At 57.8% G+C, this 23,646-nt stretch carries 22 protein-coding genes; 11 read left to right on the forward strand and 11 right to left on the reverse strand.

Features of this window, described 5'->3' with window-relative positions; translation table 11 throughout:
* Positions 1-21: 21 nt before the first annotated feature.
* On the forward strand, positions 22-1,074 hold the full coding sequence (gene aroG / locus ACB496_RS06495) for a 3-deoxy-7-phosphoheptulonate synthase AroG (RefSeq protein WP_371974689.1): 1,053 nt from the start codon (positions 22-24) through the stop codon (positions 1,072-1,074).
* A 62-nt stretch (positions 1,075-1,136) separates the two neighbouring features.
* Here the strand turns inward: aroG and gpmA are convergent, their stop codons facing one another.
* The 7 genes from gpmA to modE form a co-directional block, all read right to left on the reverse strand.
* Complete coding sequence (gene gpmA / locus ACB496_RS06500) at positions 1,137-1,889, reverse strand: 2,3-diphosphoglycerate-dependent phosphoglycerate mutase (protein ID WP_100777157.1); 753 nt, start codon at positions 1,887-1,889, stop codon at positions 1,137-1,139.
* A gap of 250 nt (positions 1,890-2,139) precedes the next feature.
* Positions 2,140-3,180, reverse strand: a complete 1,041-nt coding sequence (gene galM / locus ACB496_RS06505; RefSeq protein ID WP_371974690.1) for a galactose-1-epimerase — start codon at positions 3,178-3,180, stop codon at positions 2,140-2,142.
* A complete protein-coding gene (gene galK, locus ACB496_RS06510) occupies positions 3,174-4,322 on the reverse strand; it encodes a galactokinase (protein WP_123429247.1) in 1,149 nt (382 codons plus the stop codon). Before galK ends, galM begins: the two co-directional genes overlap by 7 nt.
* Before the next feature lie 3 nt (positions 4,323-4,325).
* A complete protein-coding gene (galT, locus tag ACB496_RS06515) occupies positions 4,326-5,372 on the reverse strand; it encodes a galactose-1-phosphate uridylyltransferase (protein ID WP_371974691.1) in 1,047 nt (348 codons plus the stop codon).
* A gap of 9 nt (positions 5,373-5,381) precedes the next feature.
* Positions 5,382-6,398 (reverse strand): UDP-glucose 4-epimerase GalE, encoded by a 1,017-nt coding sequence (galE, locus tag ACB496_RS06520; protein WP_100777153.1) that lies wholly within the window; start codon positions 6,396-6,398, stop codon positions 5,382-5,384.
* 205 nt (positions 6,399-6,603) lie between these two features.
* Positions 6,604-8,076, reverse strand: a complete 1,473-nt coding sequence (gene modF / locus ACB496_RS06525; RefSeq protein WP_371974692.1) for a molybdate ABC transporter ATP-binding protein ModF — start codon at positions 8,074-8,076, stop codon at positions 6,604-6,606.
* A 67-nt stretch (positions 8,077-8,143) separates the two neighbouring features.
* Complete coding sequence (gene modE / locus ACB496_RS06530; RefSeq protein WP_100777151.1) at positions 8,144-8,932, reverse strand: molybdenum-dependent transcriptional regulator; 789 nt, start codon at positions 8,930-8,932, stop codon at positions 8,144-8,146.
* A gap of 128 nt (positions 8,933-9,060) precedes the next feature.
* Between modE and ACB496_RS06535 the strand changes: the two genes are divergently transcribed.
* From ACB496_RS06535 to modC, 4 genes are all read left to right on the forward strand, one after another.
* Entirely contained in the window at positions 9,061-9,210 is a 150-nt protein-coding gene (locus ACB496_RS06535; protein ID WP_072241805.1) for an AcrZ family multidrug efflux pump-associated protein, read from the forward strand.
* Between the two features lie 178 nt (positions 9,211-9,388).
* Positions 9,389-10,162: a molybdate ABC transporter substrate-binding protein gene (modA, locus tag ACB496_RS06540; RefSeq protein WP_371974693.1), complete on the forward strand. Its 774-nt coding sequence runs from the start codon at positions 9,389-9,391 to the stop codon at positions 10,160-10,162.
* Positions 10,162-10,851 carry a molybdate ABC transporter permease subunit gene (gene modB / locus ACB496_RS06545; RefSeq protein ID WP_100777149.1) on the forward strand — a complete coding sequence of 230 codons (690 nt, stop codon included), beginning with the start codon at positions 10,162-10,164 and terminating at the stop codon, positions 10,849-10,851. The genes modA and modB overlap by 1 nt, the downstream gene beginning before the upstream one ends.
* Before the next feature lie 2 nt (positions 10,852-10,853).
* Positions 10,854-11,912 (forward strand): molybdenum ABC transporter ATP-binding protein ModC, encoded by a 1,059-nt coding sequence (modC, locus tag ACB496_RS06550; protein ID WP_371974694.1) that lies wholly within the window; start codon positions 10,854-10,856, stop codon positions 11,910-11,912.
* On the opposite strand, the gene ACB496_RS06555 is transcribed toward modC, so the two are convergent.
* Entirely contained in the window at positions 11,913-12,731 is an 819-nt protein-coding gene (locus ACB496_RS06555) for a pyridoxal phosphatase (protein ID WP_371974695.1), read from the reverse strand.
* Between the two features lie 141 nt (positions 12,732-12,872).
* On the opposite strand from ACB496_RS06555, the gene pgl reads away from it, so the two are divergent.
* Entirely contained in the window at positions 12,873-13,868 is a 996-nt protein-coding gene (gene pgl, locus ACB496_RS06560) for a 6-phosphogluconolactonase (RefSeq protein ID WP_371974696.1), read from the forward strand.
* Between the two features lie 58 nt (positions 13,869-13,926).
* Here the strand turns inward: pgl and ACB496_RS06565 are convergent, their stop codons facing one another.
* The gene (locus ACB496_RS06565; RefSeq protein ID WP_100777145.1) at positions 13,927-15,210 is read right to left on the reverse strand and encodes a putative acyl-CoA thioester hydrolase; all 1,284 of its coding nucleotides are present in this window, start codon (positions 15,208-15,210) and stop codon (positions 13,927-13,929) included.
* Between the two features lie 224 nt (positions 15,211-15,434).
* Here ACB496_RS06565 and hutI point away from each other — a divergent pair, with 224 nt between their 5' ends.
* The 5 genes from hutI to hutH all read left to right on the forward strand — a co-directional run bounded on the left by hutI (position 15,435) and on the right by hutH (position 21,680).
* Positions 15,435-16,658, forward strand: coding sequence for an imidazolonepropionase (gene hutI, locus ACB496_RS06570; RefSeq protein ID WP_371974697.1), 1,224 nt, complete (start codon positions 15,435-15,437; stop codon positions 16,656-16,658).
* Positions 16,655-17,593 (forward strand): formimidoylglutamase, encoded by a 939-nt coding sequence (hutG, locus tag ACB496_RS06575; protein WP_371974698.1) that lies wholly within the window; start codon positions 16,655-16,657, stop codon positions 17,591-17,593. Before hutI ends, hutG begins: the two co-directional genes overlap by 4 nt.
* Positions 17,594-17,612: 19 nt before the next feature.
* Positions 17,613-18,347 (forward strand): histidine utilization repressor, encoded by a 735-nt coding sequence (locus tag ACB496_RS06580; protein ID WP_371974699.1) that lies wholly within the window; start codon positions 17,613-17,615, stop codon positions 18,345-18,347.
* A gap of 127 nt (positions 18,348-18,474) precedes the next feature.
* Positions 18,475-20,160, forward strand: coding sequence for a urocanate hydratase (gene hutU, locus ACB496_RS06585; protein WP_123429239.1), 1,686 nt, complete (start codon positions 18,475-18,477; stop codon positions 20,158-20,160).
* Positions 20,160-21,680, forward strand: a complete 1,521-nt coding sequence (gene hutH, locus ACB496_RS06590; protein WP_371974700.1) for a histidine ammonia-lyase — start codon at positions 20,160-20,162, stop codon at positions 21,678-21,680. Before hutU ends, hutH begins: the two co-directional genes overlap by 1 nt.
* A gap of 102 nt (positions 21,681-21,782) precedes the next feature.
* Here hutH and ACB496_RS06595 read toward each other — a convergent pair whose 3' ends face one another.
* Positions 21,783-22,259 (reverse strand): kinase inhibitor, encoded by a 477-nt coding sequence (locus tag ACB496_RS06595; RefSeq protein ID WP_100777139.1) that lies wholly within the window; start codon positions 22,257-22,259, stop codon positions 21,783-21,785.
* Between the two features lie 71 nt (positions 22,260-22,330).
* Entirely contained in the window at positions 22,331-23,620 is a 1,290-nt protein-coding gene (gene bioA / locus ACB496_RS06600; RefSeq protein WP_409340093.1) for an adenosylmethionine--8-amino-7-oxononanoate transaminase, read from the reverse strand.
* Positions 23,621-23,646: the final 26 nt, after the last annotated feature.

Consider the following 23,646-nt stretch of genomic DNA (forward strand, 5'->3'; position numbering starts at 1 on the left):
TATGTCAGAGCCGGAACGATCATGAATTATCAGAACGACGATTTACGCATTAAAGAGATCAATGAGTTATTACCCCCCGTAGCGCTCCTTGAAAAATTTCCCGCCACGCAAAACGCCGCCAATACGGTTTCTCATGCCCGCAAAGCGATCCATAAGATCCTGAAAGGCAACGACGATCGCCTGATGGTGGTGATTGGCCCTTGTTCCATTCACGATCCTGCGGCGGCAAAAGAGTACGCTGCGCGCCTGCTGACCCTGCGTGAAGAGCTGCAAGGTGAGCTGGAAATCGTCATGCGCGTCTATTTTGAAAAACCACGCACTACGGTGGGCTGGAAAGGGCTGATTAACGATCCGCACATGGATAACAGCTTCCAGATCAACGACGGGCTGCGCATCGCGCGCAAACTGCTGCTGGAAATTAACGACAGCGGATTACCGGCCGCAGGCGAGTTCCTGGACATGATCACCCCGCAATATCTGGCCGACCTGATGAGCTGGGGCGCGATTGGTGCGCGTACCACGGAATCTCAGGTTCACCGCGAACTGGCGTCGGGTCTCTCGTGCCCGGTCGGTTTCAAAAACGGTACCGATGGCACCATGAAAGTGGCGATCGACGCCATCAACGCCGCCGGTGCGCCGCACTGTTTCCTGTCGGTCACCAAATGGGGCCACTCTGCTATCGTCAACACCAGTGGGAACGGCGACTGCCATATTATTCTGCGTGGCGGTAAAGAGCCTAACTACAGCGCAAAACACGTCGCAGAAGTGAAATCCGGCCTCGAAAAAGCGGGTCTGTCACCGAATGTGATGATCGATTTCAGCCATGCCAACTCCAGCAAGCAGTTCAAAAAGCAGATGGAAGTGGGCGCGGACGTTTGCCAGCAACTGGCTAACGGCGAGAAAGCCGTGATTGGCGTGATGATTGAAAGCCACCTGGTGGAAGGAAATCAGAGCCTGGAGAGCGGCGAGCCGCTGGTCTACGGGAAGAGTGTCACTGACGCCTGCATCGGCTGGGAAGATACGGACGCGATCCTGCGCCAGCTGGCAAACGCGGTTAAAGCGCGTCGCGGTTAATCCTTCTTAACCCAATAAAAAAGCGTGGATTGCTCCACGCTTTTTTTATATCGGGCGAATCATTACTTCGCTTTACCCTGGTTTGCTACCGCCGCCGCTTTCGCTGCGATTTCGTCAGCGTTACCCAGATAGTAACGTTTGATTGGGTTGAAGTTCTCATCGAACTCATACACCAGCGGTACGCCCGTTGGGATGTTCAGTTCAAGGATTTCGTCTTCGCCCATCTTATCCAGGTATTTCACCAGCGCACGCAGGGAGTTACCGTGAGCGGCAACGATGACGCGCTCACCGCTTTTAATGCGCGGCAGAATGGTCTCGTTCCAGTAAGGCACAACGCGATCGATGGTCAGCGCCAGGCTTTCAGTCTGTGGCAGCTCAGCATCAGTCAGTTTCGCGTAACGCGGATCGTGGCCCGGATAACGCTCATCGTCTTTGGTCAGCTCTGGTGGGGTTACCGCAAAACCACGACGCCACTGCTTAACCTGCTCGTCACCGTATTTTTCAGCGGTTTCAGCTTTGTTCAGCCCCTGCAGCGCACCGTAATGACGCTCGTTCAGCTTCCAGGATTTCTCAACCGGCAGCCAGGCCTGATCCAGTTCGTCCAGCACGTTCCACAGAGTGTGGATGGCACGTTTCAGCACAGAGGTATAAGCAAAATCGAAGCTGAAGCCTTCATCTTTCAACAGTTTACCTGCAGCTTTTGCTTCGCTTACGCCTTTCTCAGACAGATCAACATCATACCAACCAGTGAAGCGGTTTTCGTTGTTCCACTGGCTTTCGCCGTGGCGCACCAGGACCAGCTTAGTTACAGCCATATTGCACTCCTTAAGCTTATTGAATGATAACAATTCTCATTATATTGCCGTGATCGCTCAGGCGGCAACGCTTAACCCTAACCATAGCGAAAATAGTGGCCCAGTGTAAGATGCTTGTGAATTGAGGGTTATGATTTTGTCCGCGATCGACGCTATTTTCAGCAAGACGGACAAAAAAAGCCCTCAGCATGAGGGCCTGGCGGGATGTCATTCGGGTGGGGCCGGGGAAACAATGCGCCACCCAATATCGTTAGCGGGCGATAAACTGATAAACGGTCTCGCTCACATATTCCTGGCCCGGACGCAGAATGCAGTCAGGCTGCGGCCACTCGGCATGGTTAGGGCTGTCCGGCAGAAACTCACTTTCAAGCGCCATTCCCTGCCAGTCGTGGTAATCACCCTGTTCGCGCGCAGGCGTACCGCCGAGGTAGTTCCCGGAATAGAATTGCAGGGCGGGAGCGCTGGTATACACCGTCATCTGCAGCTTTTCGTCGGCGGACCACACCTGAGCGGCAGGTTGGGTAGCATCTCCCTTCGCCTGCAGCAGGAATGCGTGGTCATAGCCTTTCACGTTGCGCTGATGGTCGTCGCTCAGGAAATCCGTTGCGACGGTTTTCGCGACGCGGAAATCAAAGCTGGTGCCCTCTACAGACTTCAGTCCTTCAAGAGGAATTCCCATCGCATCGACCGGTAAATACGCATCGGCCAGGATCTGCAATTTGTGATTGCGCACATCCGTCTGATCGCCGTCGAGATTGAAATAGGCGTGGTTGGTCAAATTGACCGGACAAGGCTGGTCGACCGTCGCACGGTATTCAATACTGATACGGTTATCGTCCGTCAGGCGGAAGAGGGCAGAGGCAGAAAGATTGCCGGGGAAGCCCTGATCGCCGTCGGCGGATTCCAGCGCAAACAGCACTTCGCTGTCATTCTGCTGCACGATACGCCAGCGGCGTTTATCAAAACCTTCCATGCCGCCGTGGAGCTGATTCTCGCCCTGGCTTGGCACTAAGGAATAGGTTTTACCGTCCAGAACGAAGCGGCTTTTGGCGATACGGTTAGCGTAGCGTCCGACAGAGGCGCCCAGGTAAGCCGCCTGGTTGACGTACTGTTCCGGCGATGCGCAGCCGAGCAGGGTCTCGCGCACGCTGCCGTCTGGCATGGGTACGCGGGCAGAGAGTAGCGTTGCGCCCCAGTCCATCACCGTCACCACCATTCCTCCGCTGTTACGCAGGGTCAGCAGGCGATACGGCAGACCGTCAGGGGCGAGGGTTGGCGTTTCGTTTAGCACTGTCCAGCTCCTTGGGTTGCTTTACAGACATAGAAGGTCTCTTTGATACCGGTTTTGGCCTCATACTGTTTCGCCACGGCATCCTGAACGGCGGGAACCAGCTCTTCCGGGATCAGCGCCACAATGCAGCCACCAAAACCGCCGCCGGTCATACGCACACCGCCTTTCTCGCCGATGGTCGCTTTCACAATCTCAACCAGCGTATCAATTTGCGGAACCGTGATCTCGAAATCATCGCGCATGGAGGCGTGGGATTCCGCCATCAGTTCGCCGATGCGTTTCAGATCGCCTTTCTCCAGCGCAGAGGCTGCTTCCACGGTACGGGCGTTTTCGGTCAGAACGTGACGCACGCGTTTGGCCACGACCGGGTCCAGTTCGTGCGCCACTTTATTGAATTCGTTTAACGAAACATCGCGCAGTTTAGGCTGCTGGAAGAAGCGCGCCCCGGTTTCACACTGCTCACGGCGGGTGTTGTACTCACTGCCGACCAGCGTGCGTTTGAAATTACTGTTGATAATCACCACCGCCGCGCCTTTCGGCAGGGAGACAGCTTTGGTGCCCAGCGTGCGGCAGTCAATCAGCAGGGCATGCTCTTTTTTACCGAGCGCAGAAATCAGCTGATCCATAATCCCGCAGTTACAGCCGACGAACTGGTTCTCCGCTTCCTGGCCGTTGAGGGCGATTTGCGCCCCGTCCAGCGGCAGATGATAAAGTTGCTGGAATACGGTGCCGACCGCCACTTCCAGAGAGGCAGAGGAACTCAGGCCTGCACCCTGCGGAACATTACCGGTGATCACCAGATCCGCGCCGCCGAAGTTTTTATTGCGCTTTTGCAGGTGTTTAACCACCCCGCGCACGTAGTTTGACCACTGCTGGGTATCGTGTGCCACAATCGGCGCATCAAGGGAAAACTCGTCGATCTGATTGTCGTAATCGGCGGCAATCACCCGCACGTTGCGGTCGTCGCGTTTGGCGCAGCTAATGACGGTCTGATAATCGATCGCACAAGGCAGAACGAAACCATCATTATAGTCGGTGTGCTCACCAATCAGATTAACGCGGCCAGGAGCCTGTATCGCGTGGGTGGCAGGGTAGCCGAATTTTTCAGCAAACAGGGATTGTGTTTTATCTTTCAGACTCATTTATTAGACTCCTGATTCGCGGTAGTGGACATCGCTGACGGCGCGCAGACGTTCTGCCGCCTGTTCTGCCGTCAGATCGCGCTGGGTTTCTGCCAGCATCTCATAGCCCACCATAAATTTACGCACCGTCGCGGAACGCAGTAGCGGCGGATAAAAATGGGCGTGTAACTGCCAGTGCTGATTCTCTTCGCCATTAAACGGCGCGCCGTGCCAGCCCATGGAATAGGGGAAAGAGCACTGGAACAGATTGTCATAGCGACTGGTCAGTTTTTTCAGCGCCAGGGCCAGATCGTCACGCTCGGCATCGCTCAAATCGGTAATGCGCAGGACGTGGGCTTTTGGCAGCAGCAGCGTCTCGAACGGCCACGCCGCCCAGTACGGCACTACGGCGAGCCAGTGTTCGGTTTCAACGACCGTGCGGCTGCCGTCAGCCATCTCGCGCTGAACGTAATCCGCCAGCAGCGCTGACTGGTTTTCGTCGTAATAAGCTTTTTGCAGACGATCTTCGCGCTCAACTTCATTTGGCAGGAAGCTGTTCGCCCACACCTGGCCGTGTGGATGCGGGTTAGAGCAGCCCATCGCCGCCCCTTTGTTTTCAAAAACCTGCACCCACCGATAATCCTGTCCCAGCTCGGCGGTCTGCTGTTGCCAGGTGTTGATCACGTCGGTGAGGGCGCTGAGGCTCAGCTCCGGCAGCGTTTTGCTGTGGTCCGGCGAGAAGCAGATCACCCGGCTGGTGCCGCGCGCGCTTTCGCAACGCATTAGCGGATCGTCACTTTCCGGAGCATCCGGCGTGTCGGTCATCAGGGCGGCAAAATCGTTGGTAAACACATACGTGCTCTGATAATCCGGATTTTTATCGCCGGTGACGCGGGTATTCCCCGGACACAGGAAGCAGTCCGGGTCATGCTGAGGCAGCGTCTGTTTCGCCGGCGTCTCTTGCGCGCCTTGCCATGGGCGCTTCGCACGATGCGGAGAGACCAAAATCCATTGCCCGGTTAACGGGTTATAACGCCGATGCGGATGATCGACGGGGTTGAATTGCGTCATGTCGGATCCTTAATCCGGATAGCCCTGGGGATGGCGTGACTGCCAGTGCCAGGTATCCTGTGCCATTTCATCCAGTGTGCGCGTGACACGCCAGTTCAGCTCTTTATCGGCTTTGGAGGCATCTGCCCAGTACGCGGGAAGATCGCCATCGCGGCGTGGCGCGAAGTGATACGCCACCGGTTTGCCGCAGGCTTTGCTAAAGGCGTTAACCACGTCCAGCACGCTGCTGCCCACGCCAGCACCGAGGTTGTAAATATGCACGCCGGGTTTATTCGCCAACTGCTGCATCGCCGCCACGTGACCATCGGCCAGATCCATGACGTGAATGTAGTCGCGCACCCCGGTGCCATCTTCGGTCGGGTAGTCGTTGCCAAAAATTGCCAGCGAGTCGCGGCGGCCCACGGCCACCTGCGCGATGTAGGGCATCAGGTTATTCGGGATGCCCTGCGGATCTTCGCCCATATCGCCTGACGGATGTGCGCCAACCGGGTTGAAATAACGCAGCAGAGCGATGCTCCAGTCCGGCTGCGCTTTTTGCAGATCGGCCAGAATCTGTTCCACCATCAGCTTGCTTTTGCCGTACGGGCTTTGCGGCGTGCCGGTCGGGAAGCTTTCGACATAAGGAATTTTAGGCTGGTCACCGTAGACGGTGGCCGATGAGCTGAAGATGAAGTTTTTCACGTTCGCGGCGCGCATCGCGGAGATCAGGCGCAGGGTACCGTTCACGTTGTTATCGTAGTATTCGAGAGGCTTAGCGACGGATTCGCCGACCGCTTTCAGGCCCGCAAAGTGAATCACCGTATCAATGGCGTGGTCGTGAAGGATTTCGGTCATCAGCGCTTCGTTGCGGATATCGCCTTCCACAAACGTGGGCTGTTTTCCGCCGAGGCGCTCAATGACGGGCAGCACGCTGCGCTTACTGTTGCACAGGTTATCGAGGATGATGACATCATGGCCATTTTGCAGCAGTTGCACACAGGTATGACTTCCAATGTAACCGCTACCACCCGTTACCAGAACTCGCATGTTTCGCTCCATTAGGCTTATGGTATGTAATAACCATAGCATAACAGAGACGTGAAAAGTGTGACATGGGATAAAATAGTGGAATCGGTTACACTGAATCACGCACGCGAATTTATAATGAGATGGCCCATTATAAATCAAAGAGATAACAATGTATTACTGCAGGTTGTCTGAAAAAGAGGGGCACGCCCCTCTGAGAGAACGATCAGCGAATGCGGCTTAACTCATAGCGATAGTGCTCGCCGTCAGGAACAAACTCCAGCCGGTGGGTGATACAGGATGGCGCATCTTCCGCATGGTGGGAAACGAACAGCAGTTGTGTTTCGCCTTCGCTGATTAAAACGTCCACAAAGCGGCGTATCAGCTGGCGATTAAGCGGGTCGAGACCCTGCAGCGGTTCATCCAGAATCAGCACCGTAGGGTGCTTCACCAGCGCGCGGACGATCAGCGCCAGCCGCTGCTGTCCCCACGATAAACTGTGAAACGGCGCATCCGCCACGCGTTTATCCATCCCCAGAATATCCAGCCACTCCTGCGCCAGTTTGTGTTGTTTGTCAGAAACTGCCTGATAGATACCAATGGAGTCGAAATACCCCGACAAAATCACGTTTCGCACCGTGGTACTGACGCGGTAATCGAGGTGCAGGCTGCTGCTGACGTAGCCGATGTGTTTTTTGATATCCCAGATGGTTTCGCCACTGCCGCGACGACGGCCAAACAGCGTCAGATCGTTACTGTAACCCTGGGGATGATCGCCGGTAATCAGGCTGAGCAGCGTGGATTTCCCCGCGCCGTTGGGGCCGGTGATCTGCCAGTGCTCGCCGGGGTTCACCGTCCAGCTCAGCCGATCGAGGATCGGGCGATCGTTATAAGAGACAGTACCGTTTTTCAGCTCGATGCGCGGCTGGTGGTTGTCCAGCAAATGCCGCGCCGAAGGGGCGTCGGGCTCGGGGAGTGCAATGCCGTCGAGTTTTTCGCTGTGTGCCAGCTGGGCGATCAGGGCCTGCTGTAGCAGCGCCTCTTTTTCGCCGGTTTCTGTCAGACAACAATCCGCCAGCACGCCCACGTACTGCACAAAATCGGGGATCTCATCGAAACGGTTCAGAACCAGCACCAGGGTATAGCCCTGCTGATTCAGCGTCGCGAGCAAGGAGGCCAGCTGCGCGCGGGACTGTACATCCAGCCCGTCGAACGGCTCGTCGAGGATCAACAGATCCGGCTCGTTCATCAGTGCCTGGCAAAGCAGAGTTTTGCGTGTTTCCCCCGTCGAGAGGTACTTAAAGCGTCGCTCCAGCAGGCCAGTAATACCGAATAGTTCGGCCAGTTGCTGGCAGCGAGCAGCGTCTTTTCTTTCGTCCTGGATAATTTCTGCGGTGGTGCGGCCCGTATCCTCTTCGCCTGGGCTGAGCAGGTCGGTGTTATTGCGCTGCCACTCGTCGCTGACCAGTTTTTGCAGCTGTTCGAAGGAGAGGCGCGTGATGCGGGTAAAACTGCACTGACGTTCGCCCTTAAGCAGGGTGAGCTCACCCGCAAGCGCGCGAGCCAGCGCGGACTTGCCGCTGCCGTTGGTGCCGACAAATGCCCAGCTTTCGCCGGCGCGCAAGTTGAGTTCGGGCAGTGAGAGGGTTCGTGTGTCGCTAAGACGAAACGTGCCTTGCGAAATTTGCAATGATGACATGACTTATCCCATTTTTTGCAGCGATATGCATCAGGGATACTCACTGGCGGTAGGTTTGTCAACGCACTTAGCACAACGTGGCGATAATCACCCGGTCAGCATTAAAATATGCGGTGACGTCAGCGCCTTCCGATAAATCTTCTGCTTCGGCCAGCGGGACCGTGGCGCACAGCACTTGCCCGTCGGGCAGGGTCATTAGCACTTCGCTCTGTTCGTCGCCGCGCGCAATGTGGCTGATCTTTCCGTGCAGCTGGTTATCGGCGTCTTGGGCCTGCTTTTCATCCAGCGTGATATTCACCCACGGCGCTTTCAGCAACACCAGCACCTCTTTGCCTTCGTCCAGCCCCAGCCGTTCGCCGCTCTGCGCGGTAATCGCCACTTTGAGCCGCGTCGTGCCGTCGGCCAGCAGAATATCCACGTGCTGCTGAACTTGGTCGCGATCGCGTGCGGTCACGGTGCCAAACCACTGGTTTCGCGCGCTGGTTTGCAGGGAGAAGCGGGAGATGGCGGCCAGCAGGCTGTCGAGGGGTAACGCGTCGTCATCGCTCAGGACGTCGAAGGCTTTTTGCTGGATCTGTGCCAGCAGATCGTAGAGCTGAATCAGGCGCTGGCCGTAGCGGGTTAGCATCGCGCCGCCGCCGCCCTTGCCACCGGTCGCCCGATCCACCAGCGTCTGTTCGCTCAGGCTGTTCATCTCATTGATGGCGTCCCAGGCACTTTTGTAGCTAATGCCCGCATTCTTTGCTCCCTGGCTAATTGAACCGGTTTGTTCTATCTGTTTAAGCAGGGCAATACGTCGCGGATCGGCGAAAAGCTTCTGCTGAAGTCGAAGGGTAAGGAGAATTTCGGCCTGCATAGACGGTGTCCTGGCAAAAAGCGTATTGTGACCCAATTGCCCGACAGCGCAAAGCCTACCGCACAAAAGGGGATGTTTTTCTGACTTTTCAGGGTAGAATACGCCATTCACAGTGTCTGGAGAAAACCATGTTAGAGTTGTTGAAAAGTCTGGTATTCGCCGTGATCATGGTACCCGTAGTGATGGCCATCATCCTCGGCGCCATCTACGGCCTGGGTGAAGTGTTCAACGTCTTTTCGAACATCGGTCACAAAGACCAGCCTAAAAAGCAGCATTAATTCCTCCCAAAACGCCCGGCCAGTCCGGGCGTTTTGCTCTCAAGTTTCCGCCTCTCCCGCCGATAGTAGTTTCAGAATCAGCTTTGTTTACCCCTTAAACGGTACGATTTAACGCTAGGTTATCCCTGCAGTTATCGTTATATTTGTCTGTATATAACGACACTCACAGGAGCTACAAATGGCACGTACATGGTTACGCCTTTTCGCAGGGGCAACACTGACACTTACCGTCGCCGGGCAGGTACTGGCTGACGAAGGGAAAATCACGGTCTTTGCGGCGGCGTCGCTGACCAACGCAATGCAGGACATTGCGGCGCAGTATAAAAAAGAGAAAAACGTCGATGTGGTTTCGTCGTTCGCTTCGTCTTCAACGCTGGCTCGCCAGATCGAAGCCGGTGCGCCTGCGGATCTGTTTATTTCTGCCGATCAGAAATGGATGGATTACGCGGTGGGGAAAAAATCGATCGATACGGCCACCCGCGAAACCCTGCTGGGTAACAGCCTGGTAGTGATCGCGCCAAAAGCCAGCGCGCAGGGCGAGTTCACCATCAACAAAGAGACTAACTGGACCAGCCTGCTGAAAGACGGGCGTCTGGCGGTGGGCGATCCGGAGCACGTTCCGGCAGGCATCTACGCGAAAGAAGCGCTGCAAAAACTGGGTGCCTGGGATACATTATCCACGAAACTGGCTCCGGCTGAAGATGTGCGCGGCGCCCTGGCGCTGGTGGAACGCAACGAAGCGCCGCTGGGGATTGTCTACGGTTCCGATGCGGTTGCCGGTAAAGGTGTGAAAGTGGTTGGGACCTTCCCGGAAGATTCGCACAAGAAAGTGGAATACCCGATCGCCATTGTTGATGGACATAAAAATGCGACGGTCAGCGCCTTTTACGACTATCTGAAAGGGCCTGAAGCGTCTGCCATCTTTAAACGTTACGGATTTACGACTCACTAATGATATTGACCGATCCTGAATGGCAGGCCGTGCTGCTGAGCCTTAAAGTCTCTTCCCTGGCAGTTGCCTTTAGTTTGCCCTTTGGGATCTTCTTTGCCTGGCTGCTGGTTCGCTGCCAGTTTCCGGGCAAAGCCCTGCTCGACAGTGTGCTTCATCTCCCTCTCGTGTTGCCGCCGGTGGTGGTCGGGTATTTATTGCTGATCGCGATGGGGCGACGCGGTTTTATCGGCCAGTGGCTGTATGACTGGTTCGGCCTGACGTTTGCTTTTAGCTGGCGCGGCGCGGTTTTGGCGGCAGCAGTGATGTCTTTCCCGCTGATGGTGCGCGCGATACGCCTGGCGCTGGAAGGGGTGGACATCAAGCTGGAGCAGGCGGCGCGCACTCTCGGTGCCGGGCGCTGGCGGGTGTTTTTCACCATTACGCTGCCCCTTACGTTGCCGGGAATCATCGTCGGTACGGTACTGGCGTTTGCCCGTTCTCTGGGTGAATTCGGCGCGACCATTACTTTTGTTTCAAACATCCCCGGCGAAACGCGGACCATTCCGTCGGCGATGTACACCCTGATTCAAACGCCGGGCGGGGAAGGGGCTGCCGCACGGCTGTGCATTATCTCCATTGTGCTGGCGCTGGTGTCGTTGCTGATTTCTGAATGGCTGGCGCGTCTGAGCCGCGAGCGGATGGGGAAATAATCATGCTGGAACTCAACTTTACTCAAACGCTCGGCAACCACTGTCTGGTGCTCAACGAAACGCTGCCCGCCAGCGGAATTACCGCCGTCTTTGGCGTTTCGGGCGCGGGAAAAACCTCGCTGATTAATGCCATCAGCGGGCTGACGCGCCCGCAAACCGGGCGGATCGCGCTGAACAATCGCGTGCTTCACGACGCGGAAAATAAGATCTACCTGGCCCCTGAAAAACGGCGCATCGGCTATGTGTTCCAGGACGCGCGCCTGTTTCCGCACTATAAGGTGCGCGGCAATCTGCGCTACGGCATGGCGAAAAGCATGGCCGGTCAGTTTGATAATCTGGTCGCGCTGCTTGGCATTGAATCGCTGCTGGACCGGCTTCCGTCGTCGCTCTCCGGCGGTGAAAAACAGCGTGTGGCGATTGGCCGCGCGCTGTTAACTGCACCGGAACTTCTGCTGCTGGATGAGCCGCTGGCGTCGCTCGATCTGCCGCGTAAGCGCGAGTTATTGCCTTATCTGCAACGCCTGGCGCGGGAAATTAACATTCCGATGCTCTATGTCAGCCACTCGCTGGACGAGATTCTGCATCTGGCGGACAACGTGCTGGTGCTGGAAAACGGCAACGTGAAAGCCTTTGGGCCGCTGGAAGAGGTGTGGGGCAGCAGCGTGATGTATCCGTGGCTGCCAAAAGAGCAGCAGAGCAGCATCCTGAAGGTCAGCGTGCTGGAGCACCATCCGCACTACGCCATGACGGCGCTGGCGCTGGGCGATCAGCATTTGTGGGTCAATAAGATCGACAAGCCGCTGCAATCCGCGCTGCGTATACGCATTCAGGCGTCGGATGTTTCTCTGGTACTTCAGCCGCCGTTGCAGACCAGTATTCGTAATATTTTGCGCGCGAAAGTGGCCCAGTGTGTGGATGATAACGGCCAGGTGGAAGTGCAGCTGGAAGTGGGCAGCAGAAAGCTATGGGCGCGCATCAGCCCGTGGGCCAGGGATGAGCTTGGCATCAAACCTGGCCTGTGGCTTTACGCGCAGATCAAGAGTGTCTCGATCACCGCCTGATCACAGCAGATGGGTGTAAATGTACTGCGCGATGCTGTCGGTGGTGTTGTCGCCAATGACCACGTTGGCGCGCGCTTTCACGGCATCGTCGGCATTGCCCATCGCCACGCCAGTGCCGGCAGCTTCCAGCATGCTGATGTCGTTGTAGTTATCACCGAAAGCGATCACGTCTTTCATCGACCCGCCCTGAGATTCAACAAACTGCGTCAGGCGTTTGCCTTTGCTGTTGCCCTTACGCGCGATATCCACCTGATCGTGCCAGGACCATTCGCACTCCAGCCCCAGCGTCTGCTCAACATGTTTCGCGAACGCGTTCAGCTTGTTCGTATCTTCGTCCGTCAGGGCAAATTTCCAGATAGCATCGACGTCGGCGGCCGCCTGGCGTAGGGATGAGACCTGCGTAAAGACCGGACGCTGGGCCTCGGGCAGTGACAGCGCCCAGTTGCTGGTACGGATGACATGCCCGGTCGGGCGCTCATAGAGCATGGCGTTATCCACGTACATCAGGCCGTGAATGGCGTGCTCATCCAGCAGATCAATCAGTTGTAACGCCTCAACCACCGGCAGCGGATCGGACTCAAGAACCTTTTTTGCATGATAATCATACAAATAAGTGCCATTACAACAAATTGCAGGTGTATCTAACGCCAGTGCCTGATAAAAAGGATGAATGGCAACGTGATGTCGACCGGTAACAATCAGGAGTTGATATCCCGCTTCCTGAGCACGTTTCAGTGCTTCGAGCGAAGAGGGGAGCAGGGTTTTTTGCGGGGTTAACAGCGTACCGTCTAAATCCAGAGCAATCACACGCGAGGTCATTTGTTCTTCCGGGTTAATGTTGAATTATGGTCTTAGGGGATGGTACACCGAGAGGCGTGACCCACAAAACGCCAGGCTAAAATTCAGCATTCACCGTTAAAAAGTTAATCACTTTCACGCGCAGTGAGGAGAGGAGTATTCATGAAACAAACCGTTTATACCGCCAGTCCTGAGAGCCAGCAGATCCACGTCTGGCGTTTGAATGCGGAAGGCTCGCTCACGCTGGTGCAGGTTGTTGATGTGCCGGGACAGGTGCAACCGATGGTTGTCAGCCCGGATAAACGTTTTCTGTACGTAGGCGTGCGTCCTGAGTTTCGCGTGCTGGCCTACCGCATTGCACCGGACGATGGTGCCCTGACCTATACCGCCGAAGCGCCGCTCCCGGGCAGCCCGACGCACATCTCGACCGATCGCAAAGGTCAGTTCATCTTCAGCGGTTCTTACAATGCGGGCTGCGTGAGCGTCACGCGTCTGGAAGAGGGCCTTCCGCGCGACACCGTGGAAGTGGTTGAAGGGCTGGAAGGCTGCCACTCGGCCAATATCTCTCCGGACAACCGCACGCTGTGGGTTCCGGCGCTGAAGCAGGATCGAATCTGCCTGTTTACCTTGAGCGACGACGGACACCTGGCTGCGCAGACTCCGGCGGAAATCACCACCGTTGAGGGCGCAGGCCCGCGCCACATGGTATTCCACCCGAATCAGCAGTACGCCTATGTGGTGAATGAGCTAAACAGCTCTGTTGACGTGTGGGCACTGAACGATCCGAACGGTAAGATTGAACGCGTTCAGACCCTGGACATGATGCCGTCAGACTTTACCGACACCCGCTGGGCGGCGGATATTCACATCACCCCGGATGGTCGTCATCTGTACGCCTGCGACCGTACTTCAAGCCTGATTACCATTTTCAGTGTCTCTGAAGATGGCAGCGTGCTGGCAATCGAAGGCTTCCAGCCAACCGAAACCCAGCCGCGCGGCTTTAATATTGATAACAGCGGTAAATTCCTGGTGGCGGCGGGGCAGAAATCCCACCACATCGCGCTGTATGAAATCAAAGGCGAACAGGGCCTGCTGGAAGAGAAAGGCCGCTATGCCGTAGGCCAGGGCCCAATGTGGGTGGTGGTAAACGCGCACTAAGCGGCGAAAAACAAAAAACCTCGCATTTGCGAGGTTTTTTTATGCCCGGCGTTCGGGATTACTGCTTCGGCTCTGCAACCACTTTGCTGCCCAGACCGCGGTTGTTGTATTCCCACATGCGGTTGAAGTTAGCGTCGTTCAGGTTGCGCTGTACGTTTCCTTTATCATCCATCGCGCCGGTGTTACCGGAGTAAGGACGTTTGGAGATCGCCGCGTCGGCCCATGGTTTTGCCATGTTAAAGCCTTCGTTAATCACGCTGTCGCGGATCACGACCTGGCCGTTGGTGGCAGAGTCGATGTCCAGCGAACGTCCCAGCTGCGCCACGCCGTCACCGGCTGCGGTAAAGCGGCTGTTCACGGCCAGGAAGCCGTAGAACATGTTGGACAGCGTTGCAGGTGCAAATACGTAACCTTCCTGCTGAGTACGGGAGTTCACCACGCGGAATTCAGTGTTATCAAACACCACCGCGCCGCGACCGGAGACGATATCCACATCACCTTCGATATAGCTGTTGGTCACCTGAGTACGGGTCAGACGGTTATTCTGCAGGGTGTTCTGCACACCGCTGTTGGTCACGAAGAAGGTGTTCTGACGACCCAGAATGTTCACGTTGTTGATCTGAACTTTGTCGCCGTCAGTACGCAGTGCCACAGCCTGATGGTTACCCGCATCCACGCTGTCACCCAGGGTGTTCTGAATGGTGAGGTTCTGCAGTTGCAGGCCGTTGTTCTGCGACCAGAACACCGCCGAGCACATCATGCCGATAGTGGCGCTCTGCTTGCTCTGGCAGCTGTCGAACATATACCACGCTGGTTTGCCCGGCATATATTTACCGGCCGGGTTCACCAGGTGACGCCAGGTGTTGCGGTCGATTTCAGAGTCGATCGCCAGACCGATTTTCACGTCAATCGCTTTATCACCGGTACCGTAAATCGTAATGCTGCCCGGTGCGGCGGGAACGTAGACCGTCCCTTCGTACTCGCCTGGCAGAATTGCGATGTACTGGCGTGATGCGCTGTGTTTCGTGATGGCAGCGTCAACAGCAGCCTGAATGCTGGTGTGCGTCACGCCCTGCGTGCCTGCCGGGCCAACCACAAAGTTAGGCTGTGCAGGAACGCTAATAGAAGAAGGCGTCCACGGTGCCGCGTTCGGGTCCATGGCAGTGTAATAATGTGCAGCGGTGAAGTTCTTCGCTTCGCCAGCAGACAGAATTGGGCGAGATGCCGTGCCTGGTGCGGCCTGCTCAGAGGGCAGCTGATCAGGTGGCGTTGAGCTGCACGCTGACAGTGTCACGCCAAAGGCGAGTGCCAACGCCAGACGAGAAATCCTGGAAATGTTCAAGGGAAAGCTCCTTGCTTCGCGAGTCTTAACGGGATGATCGAAATAGCCTGCTTTTTTATACTAAGTTGAGCGAAACGGGAAGATGAAATACGAAAAAGTTGCATATTTCACCCGCGCCCGGCGGGGAAGTCGTCACAAATAAATAACAATTTCCGTAAAGCCGGTTGACACGGGCAAACGAATGAAAATAAATGTCTATACAACCCATGACAAGCGGAAGTCCTATGCATCAGCTTCATCCCGACGATCTTATCTGGCGTAACGCACGACTGGCGACCATGAACCCTGATGAACCCGCACCTTACGGCCTGCGTGACAATGCGGCTCTGGTGGTGCGCGGCGAGAGGATTGTGGCGATTATCCCTGAAACGGCGGTCCCGGTTGCACATGCTCATCAGGTCGATCTCGGGGGACGACTGGTCACGCCCGGTCTGATCGATTGTCACACCCATCTGGTGTTCGGTGGCGATCGCGCCGCGGAGTGGGAGCAACGTCTGAACGGCGTCTCTTATCAGACCATCAGCGCTCAGGGCGGCGGAATCAATGCGACCGTGGCCGCCACCCGCGAAAGCGATGAACAATCATTACTGAAGCGGGCGGAACAGCGCCTGCATCGCCTGATGCAGGAAGGCGTCACCACCCTTGAGATCAAGTCGGGCTATGGCCTGAATGCGCAGACCGAAGAGAAAATGCTGCGCGTCGCCCAGACTCTGGCGCAAAGCCATCGGGTTGAAATCAGCCCAACGCTGCTCGCCGCCCACGCCGTGCCGAAGGAGTACCGTCAGGATCCGGACGCTTATCTGACGCAGGTTTGCGAGCAGATCATGCCGACTCTCTGGCGCGAAGGGCTGTTTGAAGCGGTGGACGTATTTTGCGAGAACGTCGGCTTCACGCTGTCGCAAACCGAACGGGTGTTTCAGGCGGCCGCCGCGCTGGGCATTCCCGTCAAAGGCCATGTCGAACAGCTTTCCAGGCTGGGGGGCGCCGCATTAGTGAGCCGCTACCACGGCTGGTCAGTCGATCATATTGAGTATCTCGATGATGCGGGGGTCAACGCGATGGCGCACAGCGGCACGGTCGCAGTGCTCCTACCCGGCGCGTTTTACTTCTTACAGGAACGCCAGCGCCCGCCTGTCGATCAGCTGCGAATACAGGGCGTGCCGATGGCTGTCGCCACAGACTACAACCCCGGCACCAGCCCGTTTGCCAGCCTGCATCTGGCGATGAACATGGCCTGCGTGCAGTTTGGTTTAACGCCGGAAGAGGCGTGGGCAGGCGTCACGCGTCACGCGGCACAGGCGCTGGGTCGGGGGGCCACCCACGGTCAGCTGAAGGCCGGTTTTGTCGCTGATTTCGTCGTCTGGGATGCCGAGCGCCCGGTGGAAATGGTCTACGAGCCGGGGCGTAATCCGCTCTATCAGCGTGTGTTTCGAGGGAAAGTATCATGACACTCTGGCGGCCAACGCCCGCTGATCTCTGGCAGGGGCGCGACGACAGCAGCGAAGCCAGCAACGCGCTGCGGATTTTTCAGACTATCGCCCAGACCGATCGTTTTGCGCCCAAAAGTTCAGGCATTGCGCTGTTAGGTTTCGAGTGTGATGCAGGCGTGCGGCGCAACCATGGGCGGCCCGGTGCTGCGCAGGCGCCCGACCTGCTGCGTAAAGCGCTGGCAAACATGGCCAGCCACAGCGGGCACGACACGCTGACCGATATGGGCACCATCGCCGTTGCGGGCGATCGGCTCGAAGATGCTCAGCGCGCGCTGAGTGATGCGGTGCTGGCCTGCCAGCAGTCGGGCATGCGCACGCTGGTGTTCGGCGGCGGCCACGAAACGGCCTGGGCCCACGGACGTGGAGTGCTGGATGCCTTTGCCCACGAACGCGTTGCGATTATCAATCTCGACGCGCACCTTGATCTCCGCAAGGCCGACCACGCCACATCAGGCACGCCGTTCCGCCAGCTGGCGCAGTATTGCCACGCGCAGAATCGCGAGTTTCAGTACGCCTGTCTGGGCGTCAGCCGGGCGGCGAATACACAGGCGCTGTGGGACGAAGCGGCCCGCCTCAACGTGACGCTGGTGGAAGATCTCGATTTTCGCCGCGAGGCGCTACCGGTGCTGGAAAGCGTCCTGGCGCAGGCCGACCGCGTCTATCTGACCATCGATCTCGACGTACTGCCTGCCGGTGAAATGCCTGCCGTGTCAGCCCCGGCGGCGCTCGGCGTGTCGGCCCTGGATATAATGCCGGTGATTGGCGAAATCTGTCGCAGCGGAAAACTGCAGGCAGTAGATTTGGTCGAGTTTAATCCGGTTTACGATCGCGACGGACAGGGCGCGCGGCTCGCGGCACGTCTGGCCTGGCAAATTGCTCACTGGTGGGCATAAATCATTATAAGGAGTAACCATGTTTTCACGCTCACCGAATCCGCCTTCCGGCGCGCCAGCCCCTTTCTACGAAAAGGTGAAACAGGCCATCAGCGAGAAGATCGCCACCGGCGTCTGGCAGCCGCACGACCGCATCCCCTCCGAGGCCGAACTGGTGGCCCAGTTTGGTTTCAGCCGTATGACCATCAACCGCGCACTGCGTGAACTCACGGACGAAGGGCTGCTGGTGCGTTTGCAGGGGGTGGGAACGTTCGTCGCCGAGCCGAAAGGGCAGTCGGCGCTGTTTGAAATCCGCAGCATTGCCGACGAGATCGCCTCGCGCAATCATCAGCACCACTGTGAAGTGCTGGTGCTTGAGGAGACGCAGGCCAGTGCGGAGCAGGCGGTTGAGCTGAATGTCAAAGAGGGGGCGCGGATTTTCCACTCGGTGATGGTGCATTTCGAGAACGACGTTCCGGTGCAAATCGAGGATCGCTGCGTCAACGCCGAACGGGTACCCGATTATCTTCAGCAGGATTATACCCAGACCACGCCCCACGCCTGGCTGTCACAGGTCGCTCCGTTGACCGAGGGCGAACACATTGTCGAAGCGGTGCGCGCCACGCCGCTGGAGTGCGAACGACTGCGCATTAAAGAGCACGACCCGTGCCTGCTGATCCGCCGCCGCACCTGGTCTTCCGGGCAGATTGTCTCGCACGCCAGACTGTTATTCCCCGGTTCTCGCTACCGGTTACAAGGCCACTTTATGTCATAGGTTTTCAAAGCGTGATAGCTAACACAATATAACAAAATTGTATCTTTATTGTTAAATCTGACCTTGTGCGTGGTTGTCTATACAAGTATATCTGTTTGTATCTTTCATCCCGTATGAGGACCACACAATGTCGTCAGGTAAATACCGTCAGCAGGATGTCCGCGCCCCGCGCGGCACCACGCTCACCGCCAAAAGCTGGCTCACCGAAGCGCCGCTGCGCATGTTGATGAACAACCTCGATCCCGACGTCGCCGAAAACCCGCACGAGCTGGTGGTGTACGGTGGCATCGGTCGCGCGGCGCGTAACTGGGAATGCTACGACGCCATTGTGGACGCGCTCACCAACCTCGAAATCGACGAAACCCTGCTGGTGCAATCCGGTAAACCGGTCGGGGTGTTCAAAACCCATAAGAATGCGCCACGGGTGCTGATTGCCAACTCAAACCTTGTTCCGCACTGGGCAACCTGGGAACACTTTAATGAGCTGGACGCCAAAGGGCTGGCGATGTACGGCCAGATGACTGCGGGCAGCTGGATCTACATTGGCAGCCAGGGCATCGTGCAGGGCACCTACGAAACCTTCGTCGAAGCCGGACGCCAGCACTATAACGGCTCCCTGAAAGGGCGCTGGGTACTGACCGCCGGACTGGGCGGCATGGGCGGCGCACAGCCGCTGGCAGCAACTCTCGCGGGTGCCTGCTCCCTGAACATCGAATGCCAGCAGAGCCGCATCGATTTCCGCCTGCGCACCCGCTATGTCGATGAGCAGGCCGACAATCTCGATGACGCGCTGGCGCGCCTTCAGAAATACACCGCCGAAGGCAAAACCGTGTCGATTGCCCTGTGCGGCAACGCGGCGGAGGTCGTTCCGGAACTGGTGGCGCGCGGCGTGCGCCCGGACCTGGTCACCGACCAGACCAGCGCCCACGATCCGCTCCACGGTTACCTGCCAAAAGGCTGGAGCTGGGAAGAGTATCAACAAAAATCCCAAACCGACCCGGAAGGGACGGTGCTGGCCGCCAAACGCTCGATGGCTGAGCATGTGTCGGCGATGCTGGCGTTCAGCAAAATGGGCGTACCGACCTTCGACTATGGCAACAATATTCGCCAGATGGCGAAAGAGATGGGCGTGGAAAACGCCTTCGACTTCCCTGGTTTTGTCCCGGCCTATATCCGTCCGCTGTTCTGTCGCGGCATTGGCCCGTTCCGCTGGGTAGCGCTCTCGGGCGACCCGGAAGATATCTATAAAACTGACGCCAAAGTGAAAGCCATCGTCGCCGACGACGCGCACCTGCACCACTGGCTGGACATGGCGCGCGAACGCATCAACTTCCAGGGGCTGCCCGCGCGTATCTGCTGGGTGGGGCTGGAGTGGCGCCAAAAACTCGGCCTGGCCTTTAACGAAATGGTGCGCAGCGGCGAAGTCTCCGCGCCGATTGTGATTGGTCGCGACCACCTGGATTCCGGCTCAGTCGCCAGCCCGAACCGCGAAACCGAAGCCATGCAGGACGGCTCTGACGCGGTTTCTGACTGGCCGTTACTCAACGCCCTGCTGAACACCGCCAGCGGCGCGACCTGGGTGTCGCTACACCACGGCGGCGGCGTCGGGATGGGCTTCTCCCAACATGCGGGCATGGTGATTGTCTGCGACGGCACCGACGAAGCTGCCGCCCGCATCGCCCGCGTACTGCATAACGACCCGGCGACAGGCGTCATGCGCCATGCCGACGCGGGCTACGACATCGCGATTGACTGTGCGAAAGAGCAGGGGCTGAACCTGCCGATGGTCGCCGCCACACAAGGAAAACACTGATGAATGCACTGACTATTACACCCGGCGCGCTGACCTTCGCTCATCTGCGCAGCGCCTGGCGCCACCCGGTTACGCTGACACTGGATGAAAACGCCCATCAGGCGATCAACGACAGCGTCGCCTGCGTGGAAGCCATCGTCGCCGAAGATCGCACGGCCTATGGCATCAACACCGGTTTCGGCCTGCTGGCGCAGACGCGCATCGCCACGCATGATCTGGAAAATTTACAGCGCTCGCTCGTGCTGTCACACGCGGCGGGGGTCGGCGAACCGCTGGATGACGAGATCGTCCGTCTGATGATGGTGCTGAAAATTAACAGCCTGGCGCGCGGTTTCTCCGGTATCCGCCTGAGCGTGATTAAGGCGCTTATCGCTCTGGTCAACGCGCAGGTCTATCCGTGGATCCCGGCCAAAGGCTCGGTGGGGGCCTCGGGCGATCTGGCGCCGCTGGCGCACATGTCGTTGCTGCTCCTCGGCGAGGGCAAAGCTCGCTGGCAGGGGCAATGGTTGCCCGCCAAAGAGGCGCTGCAAAAAGCCGGATTAACGCCAATTACTCTGGCGGCGAAAGAGGGACTGGCCCTGCTGAACGGCACCCAGGCTTCCACAGCGTTCGCCCTGCGCGGTCTGTTCGAAGCTGAAGATCTGTTTGCCTCGGCGGTGGTGTGCGGTGCGCTGACCACGGAAGCCGTGCTCGGTTCGCGTCGTCCGTTTGATGCCCGTATCCATGAGGTGCGCGGCCAGCGCGGGCAAATTGATGCGGCGGCGATGTACCGTCATCTGCTGACTGACACCAGCGCAATTGCGGATTCGCACCATAACTGCGACAAGGTGCAGGACCCGTACTCCCTGCGCTGTCAGCCGCAGGTGATGGGCGCGTGTCTGACGCAAATTCGTCAGGCCGCCGACGTGCTGCTGGTGGAAGCGAACGCGGTTTCCGATAACCCTCTGGTGTTCGCCGAGCAGAATGACGTGGTGTCGGGCGGGAACTTCCACGCGGAGCCGGTGGCGATGGCCGCCGATAATCTGGCGCTGGCGATTGCCGAAATAGGTTCGCTCTCTGAGCGTCGTATCGCGCTGATGATGGATAAACACATGTCGCAGCTGCCGCCATTCCTGGTGCGCAACGGCGGCGTAAATTCCGGGTTTATGATTGCCCAGGTGACGGCGGCGGCGCTGGCGAGCGAGAACAAAGCGCTGTCCCATCCGCACAGCGTGGACAGTCTGCCGACCTCGGCCAATCAGGAAGACCATGTCTCTATGGCGCCGGCGGCCGGGCGTCGTCTGTGGGAGATGGCCTACAATACGCGCGGCGTGATCGCGGTCGAGTGGCTGGCGGCGGTGCAGGGGATCGACCTGCGCGAAGGGCTGAAGTCCAGTCCACTGCTGGAGCAGGCGCGCCAGACGTTGCGAGAACACGTCACGCACTACGACGACGACCGTTTCTTTGCGCCGGATATCGATAAGGCGATGGAATTGCTGAAGGCGGGGAGTCTGGTGACGTTATTACCCGCGGTGCTGTAAAGCAAAGCCCGGCAGCGCTGCGCTTGCCGGGCCTGTAAAACGACGTTTTCGTGATGAATGAACCTTACAGGCCGGGTGAGGCGACGACGCCGCCCGGCTTTTTTACGAATACATCGCGGTAATCGACGCACTTCCCAGCGTGTGAAAATGCACGTTAAAGCCAACCATCGCGCCGCTCGCGCCTTCATCCACATCGATCTTCTCAACGTCCAGGGCATGAACGGTGAAAATATACCGGTGCGTCTCGCCCTTTGGCGGCGCCGCGCCGCCATATCCGGCTTTGCCGAAATCGGTGCGGGTCTGAATGGCTCCTTCCGGCAACGCCGTTAAATCAGAGCCGGAGCCCTGCGGCAGCACGCGCGTGTCGGCGGGCAGGTTTGCCACAATCCAGTGCCACCAGCCGGAGCCGGTTGGCGCATCCGGGTCGTAGCAGGTGACGACAAAACTCTTCGTCCCCGGCGGAACATCATCCCAGGCCAGGTGCGGCGAAATATTATCGCCCTGATAACCCATGCCGTTAAACACGTGACGCTCGGGTAATTTTTCACCGTCGCGCAGATCCTGACTGATTATCTTCATGCGATTTCTCCGTACGTAGCCATGCAAAAAGTGTACTGCATAAAACAGCATACCGAAGCTAACGCGTTGGGTTAAATCGCAAAATGTGCGGGAATGTTAACAGCCTCATTCACCGCGCGGGTCAGCTTCTGCAGTTGCTCTGGGGTGATGATGTACGGCGGCATCAGGTAGATCAGTTTACCGAACGGTCGCACCCACACGCCACGATCGACGAAGAAACGTTGCAATGCCGCCATGTTCACCGGATGGCGCGTTTCGACCACGCCAATTGCGCCCAGCACCCGCACGTCGGCCACGAACGCTGACTGCGCCGCGCTCGCCAGTTCACGCGTGAGTTGGGATTCAATCGCCGCAACCTGCGTCTGCCATTCGCCGCTTTCCAGAATAGCCAGACTTTCACTGGCGACCGCGCAGGCCAGCGGATTGCCCATAAACGTCGGGCCGTGCATAAAGCAGCCGGCTTCGCCGTCGCTGATGGTGTCGGCTACGTGACGGGTCGTGAGGGTTGCGGAGAGGGTCATGGTGCCGCCCGTCAGGGCTTTACCGAGGCACAAAATATCCGGGGCGATGTTCGCATGGTCGCAGGCAAAGAGCTTGCCGGTGCGGCCAAATCCGGTCGCGATTTCGTCGGCAATCAGCAGGATACCCTCCCGATCGCACATCTTCCGGATGCGTTTCAGCCACTCGGGATGATATATGCGCATTCCCCCCGCGCCCTGAACGACAGGCTCAAGGATCACGGCGGCAATTTCGTGGCGATGGGCGGCCATCAGACGGGCAAATCCGACCATATCCATTTCGTTCCACTCGCCGCCAAAACGGCTTTGCGGCGCCGGGGCGAACAGGTTTTCCGGCAGATAACCCTGCCACAGGCTGTGCATCGAGTTATCGGGATCGCAGACCGACATCGCGCCGAAGGTGTCGCCGTGATAGCCGTTACGAAAGGTGAGGAAACGCTGGCGCGGCTCGCCTTTCGCCTGCCAGTACTGCAGCGCCATTTTCATCGCCACTTCCACCGCCACCGAACCGGAATCGGCGAGGAAAACGCATTCCAGCGCGTCCGGAGTCATGGAGACCAGCCGACGACACAACTCAATCGCCGGCTGATGGGTGATCCCGCCAAACATCACGTGGGACATCTGGTCAATTTGCGTTTTCATCGCCGCGTTCAGGCGCGGATGGTTGTACCCGTGGATGGTTGCCCACCAGGAGGACATCCCGTCGACCAGCGTTTCGCCGGTGGCCAGATGCAGTTCACACCCGTGCGCCGAGGCGACCGGATAAACGGGCAGCGGGCGGGTCATGGAGGTGTAGGGGTGCCAGATATGTTGCTTGTCGAAGGCGAGATCGTCCGGGGTCATAATCGACTTGTAAACCATTTTGAAAA

The sequence above is a fragment of the Lelliottia nimipressuralis genome (assembly GCF_041464075.1).
GTDB lineage: Bacteria > Pseudomonadota > Gammaproteobacteria > Enterobacterales > Enterobacteriaceae > Enterobacter > Enterobacter nimipressuralis.

Excerpts from the sequence above, each read along its gene's own strand:
- aroG (WP_371974689.1), top strand. The coding sequence starts at position 22 with ATGAATTATCAGAACGACGATTTACGCATTAAAGAGATCAATGAGTTA.
- gpmA (WP_100777157.1), bottom strand. The coding sequence starts at position 1,889 with ATGGCTGTAACTAAGCTGGTCCTGGTGCGCCACGGCGAAAGCCAGTGG.
- galK (WP_123429247.1), bottom strand. The coding sequence starts at position 4,322 with ATGAGTCTGAAAGATAAAACACAATCCCTGTTTGCTGAAAAATTCGGC.
- galT (WP_371974691.1), bottom strand. The coding sequence starts at position 5,372 with ATGACGCAATTCAACCCCGTCGATCATCCGCATCGGCGTTATAACCCG.
- galE (WP_100777153.1), bottom strand. The coding sequence starts at position 6,398 with ATGCGAGTTCTGGTAACGGGTGGTAGCGGTTACATTGGAAGTCATACC.
- modF (WP_371974692.1), bottom strand. The coding sequence starts at position 8,076 with ATGTCATCATTGCAAATTTCGCAAGGCACGTTTCGTCTTAGCGACACA.
- modE (WP_100777151.1), bottom strand. The coding sequence starts at position 8,932 with ATGCAGGCCGAAATTCTCCTTACCCTTCGACTTCAGCAGAAGCTTTTC.
- ACB496_RS06535 (WP_072241805.1), top strand. The coding sequence starts at position 9,061 with ATGTTAGAGTTGTTGAAAAGTCTGGTATTCGCCGTGATCATGGTACCC.
- modA (WP_371974693.1), top strand. The coding sequence starts at position 9,389 with ATGGCACGTACATGGTTACGCCTTTTCGCAGGGGCAACACTGACACTT.
- modB (WP_100777149.1), top strand. The coding sequence starts at position 10,162 with ATGATATTGACCGATCCTGAATGGCAGGCCGTGCTGCTGAGCCTTAAA.
- modC (WP_371974694.1), top strand. The coding sequence starts at position 10,854 with ATGCTGGAACTCAACTTTACTCAAACGCTCGGCAACCACTGTCTGGTG.
- ACB496_RS06555 (WP_371974695.1), bottom strand. The coding sequence starts at position 12,731 with ATGACCTCGCGTGTGATTGCTCTGGATTTAGACGGTACGCTGTTAACC.
- pgl (WP_371974696.1), top strand. The coding sequence starts at position 12,873 with ATGAAACAAACCGTTTATACCGCCAGTCCTGAGAGCCAGCAGATCCAC.
- hutI (WP_371974697.1), top strand. The coding sequence starts at position 15,435 with ATGCATCAGCTTCATCCCGACGATCTTATCTGGCGTAACGCACGACTG.
- hutG (WP_371974698.1), top strand. The coding sequence starts at position 16,655 with ATGACACTCTGGCGGCCAACGCCCGCTGATCTCTGGCAGGGGCGCGAC.
- ACB496_RS06580 (WP_371974699.1), top strand. The coding sequence starts at position 17,613 with ATGTTTTCACGCTCACCGAATCCGCCTTCCGGCGCGCCAGCCCCTTTC.
- hutU (WP_123429239.1), top strand. The coding sequence starts at position 18,475 with ATGTCGTCAGGTAAATACCGTCAGCAGGATGTCCGCGCCCCGCGCGGC.
- hutH (WP_371974700.1), top strand. The coding sequence starts at position 20,160 with ATGAATGCACTGACTATTACACCCGGCGCGCTGACCTTCGCTCATCTG.
- ACB496_RS06595 (WP_100777139.1), bottom strand. The coding sequence starts at position 22,259 with ATGAAGATAATCAGTCAGGATCTGCGCGACGGTGAAAAATTACCCGAG.
- bioA (WP_409340093.1), bottom strand. The coding sequence starts at position 23,620 with ATGACCCCGGACGATCTCGCCTTCGACAAGCAACATATCTGGCACCCC.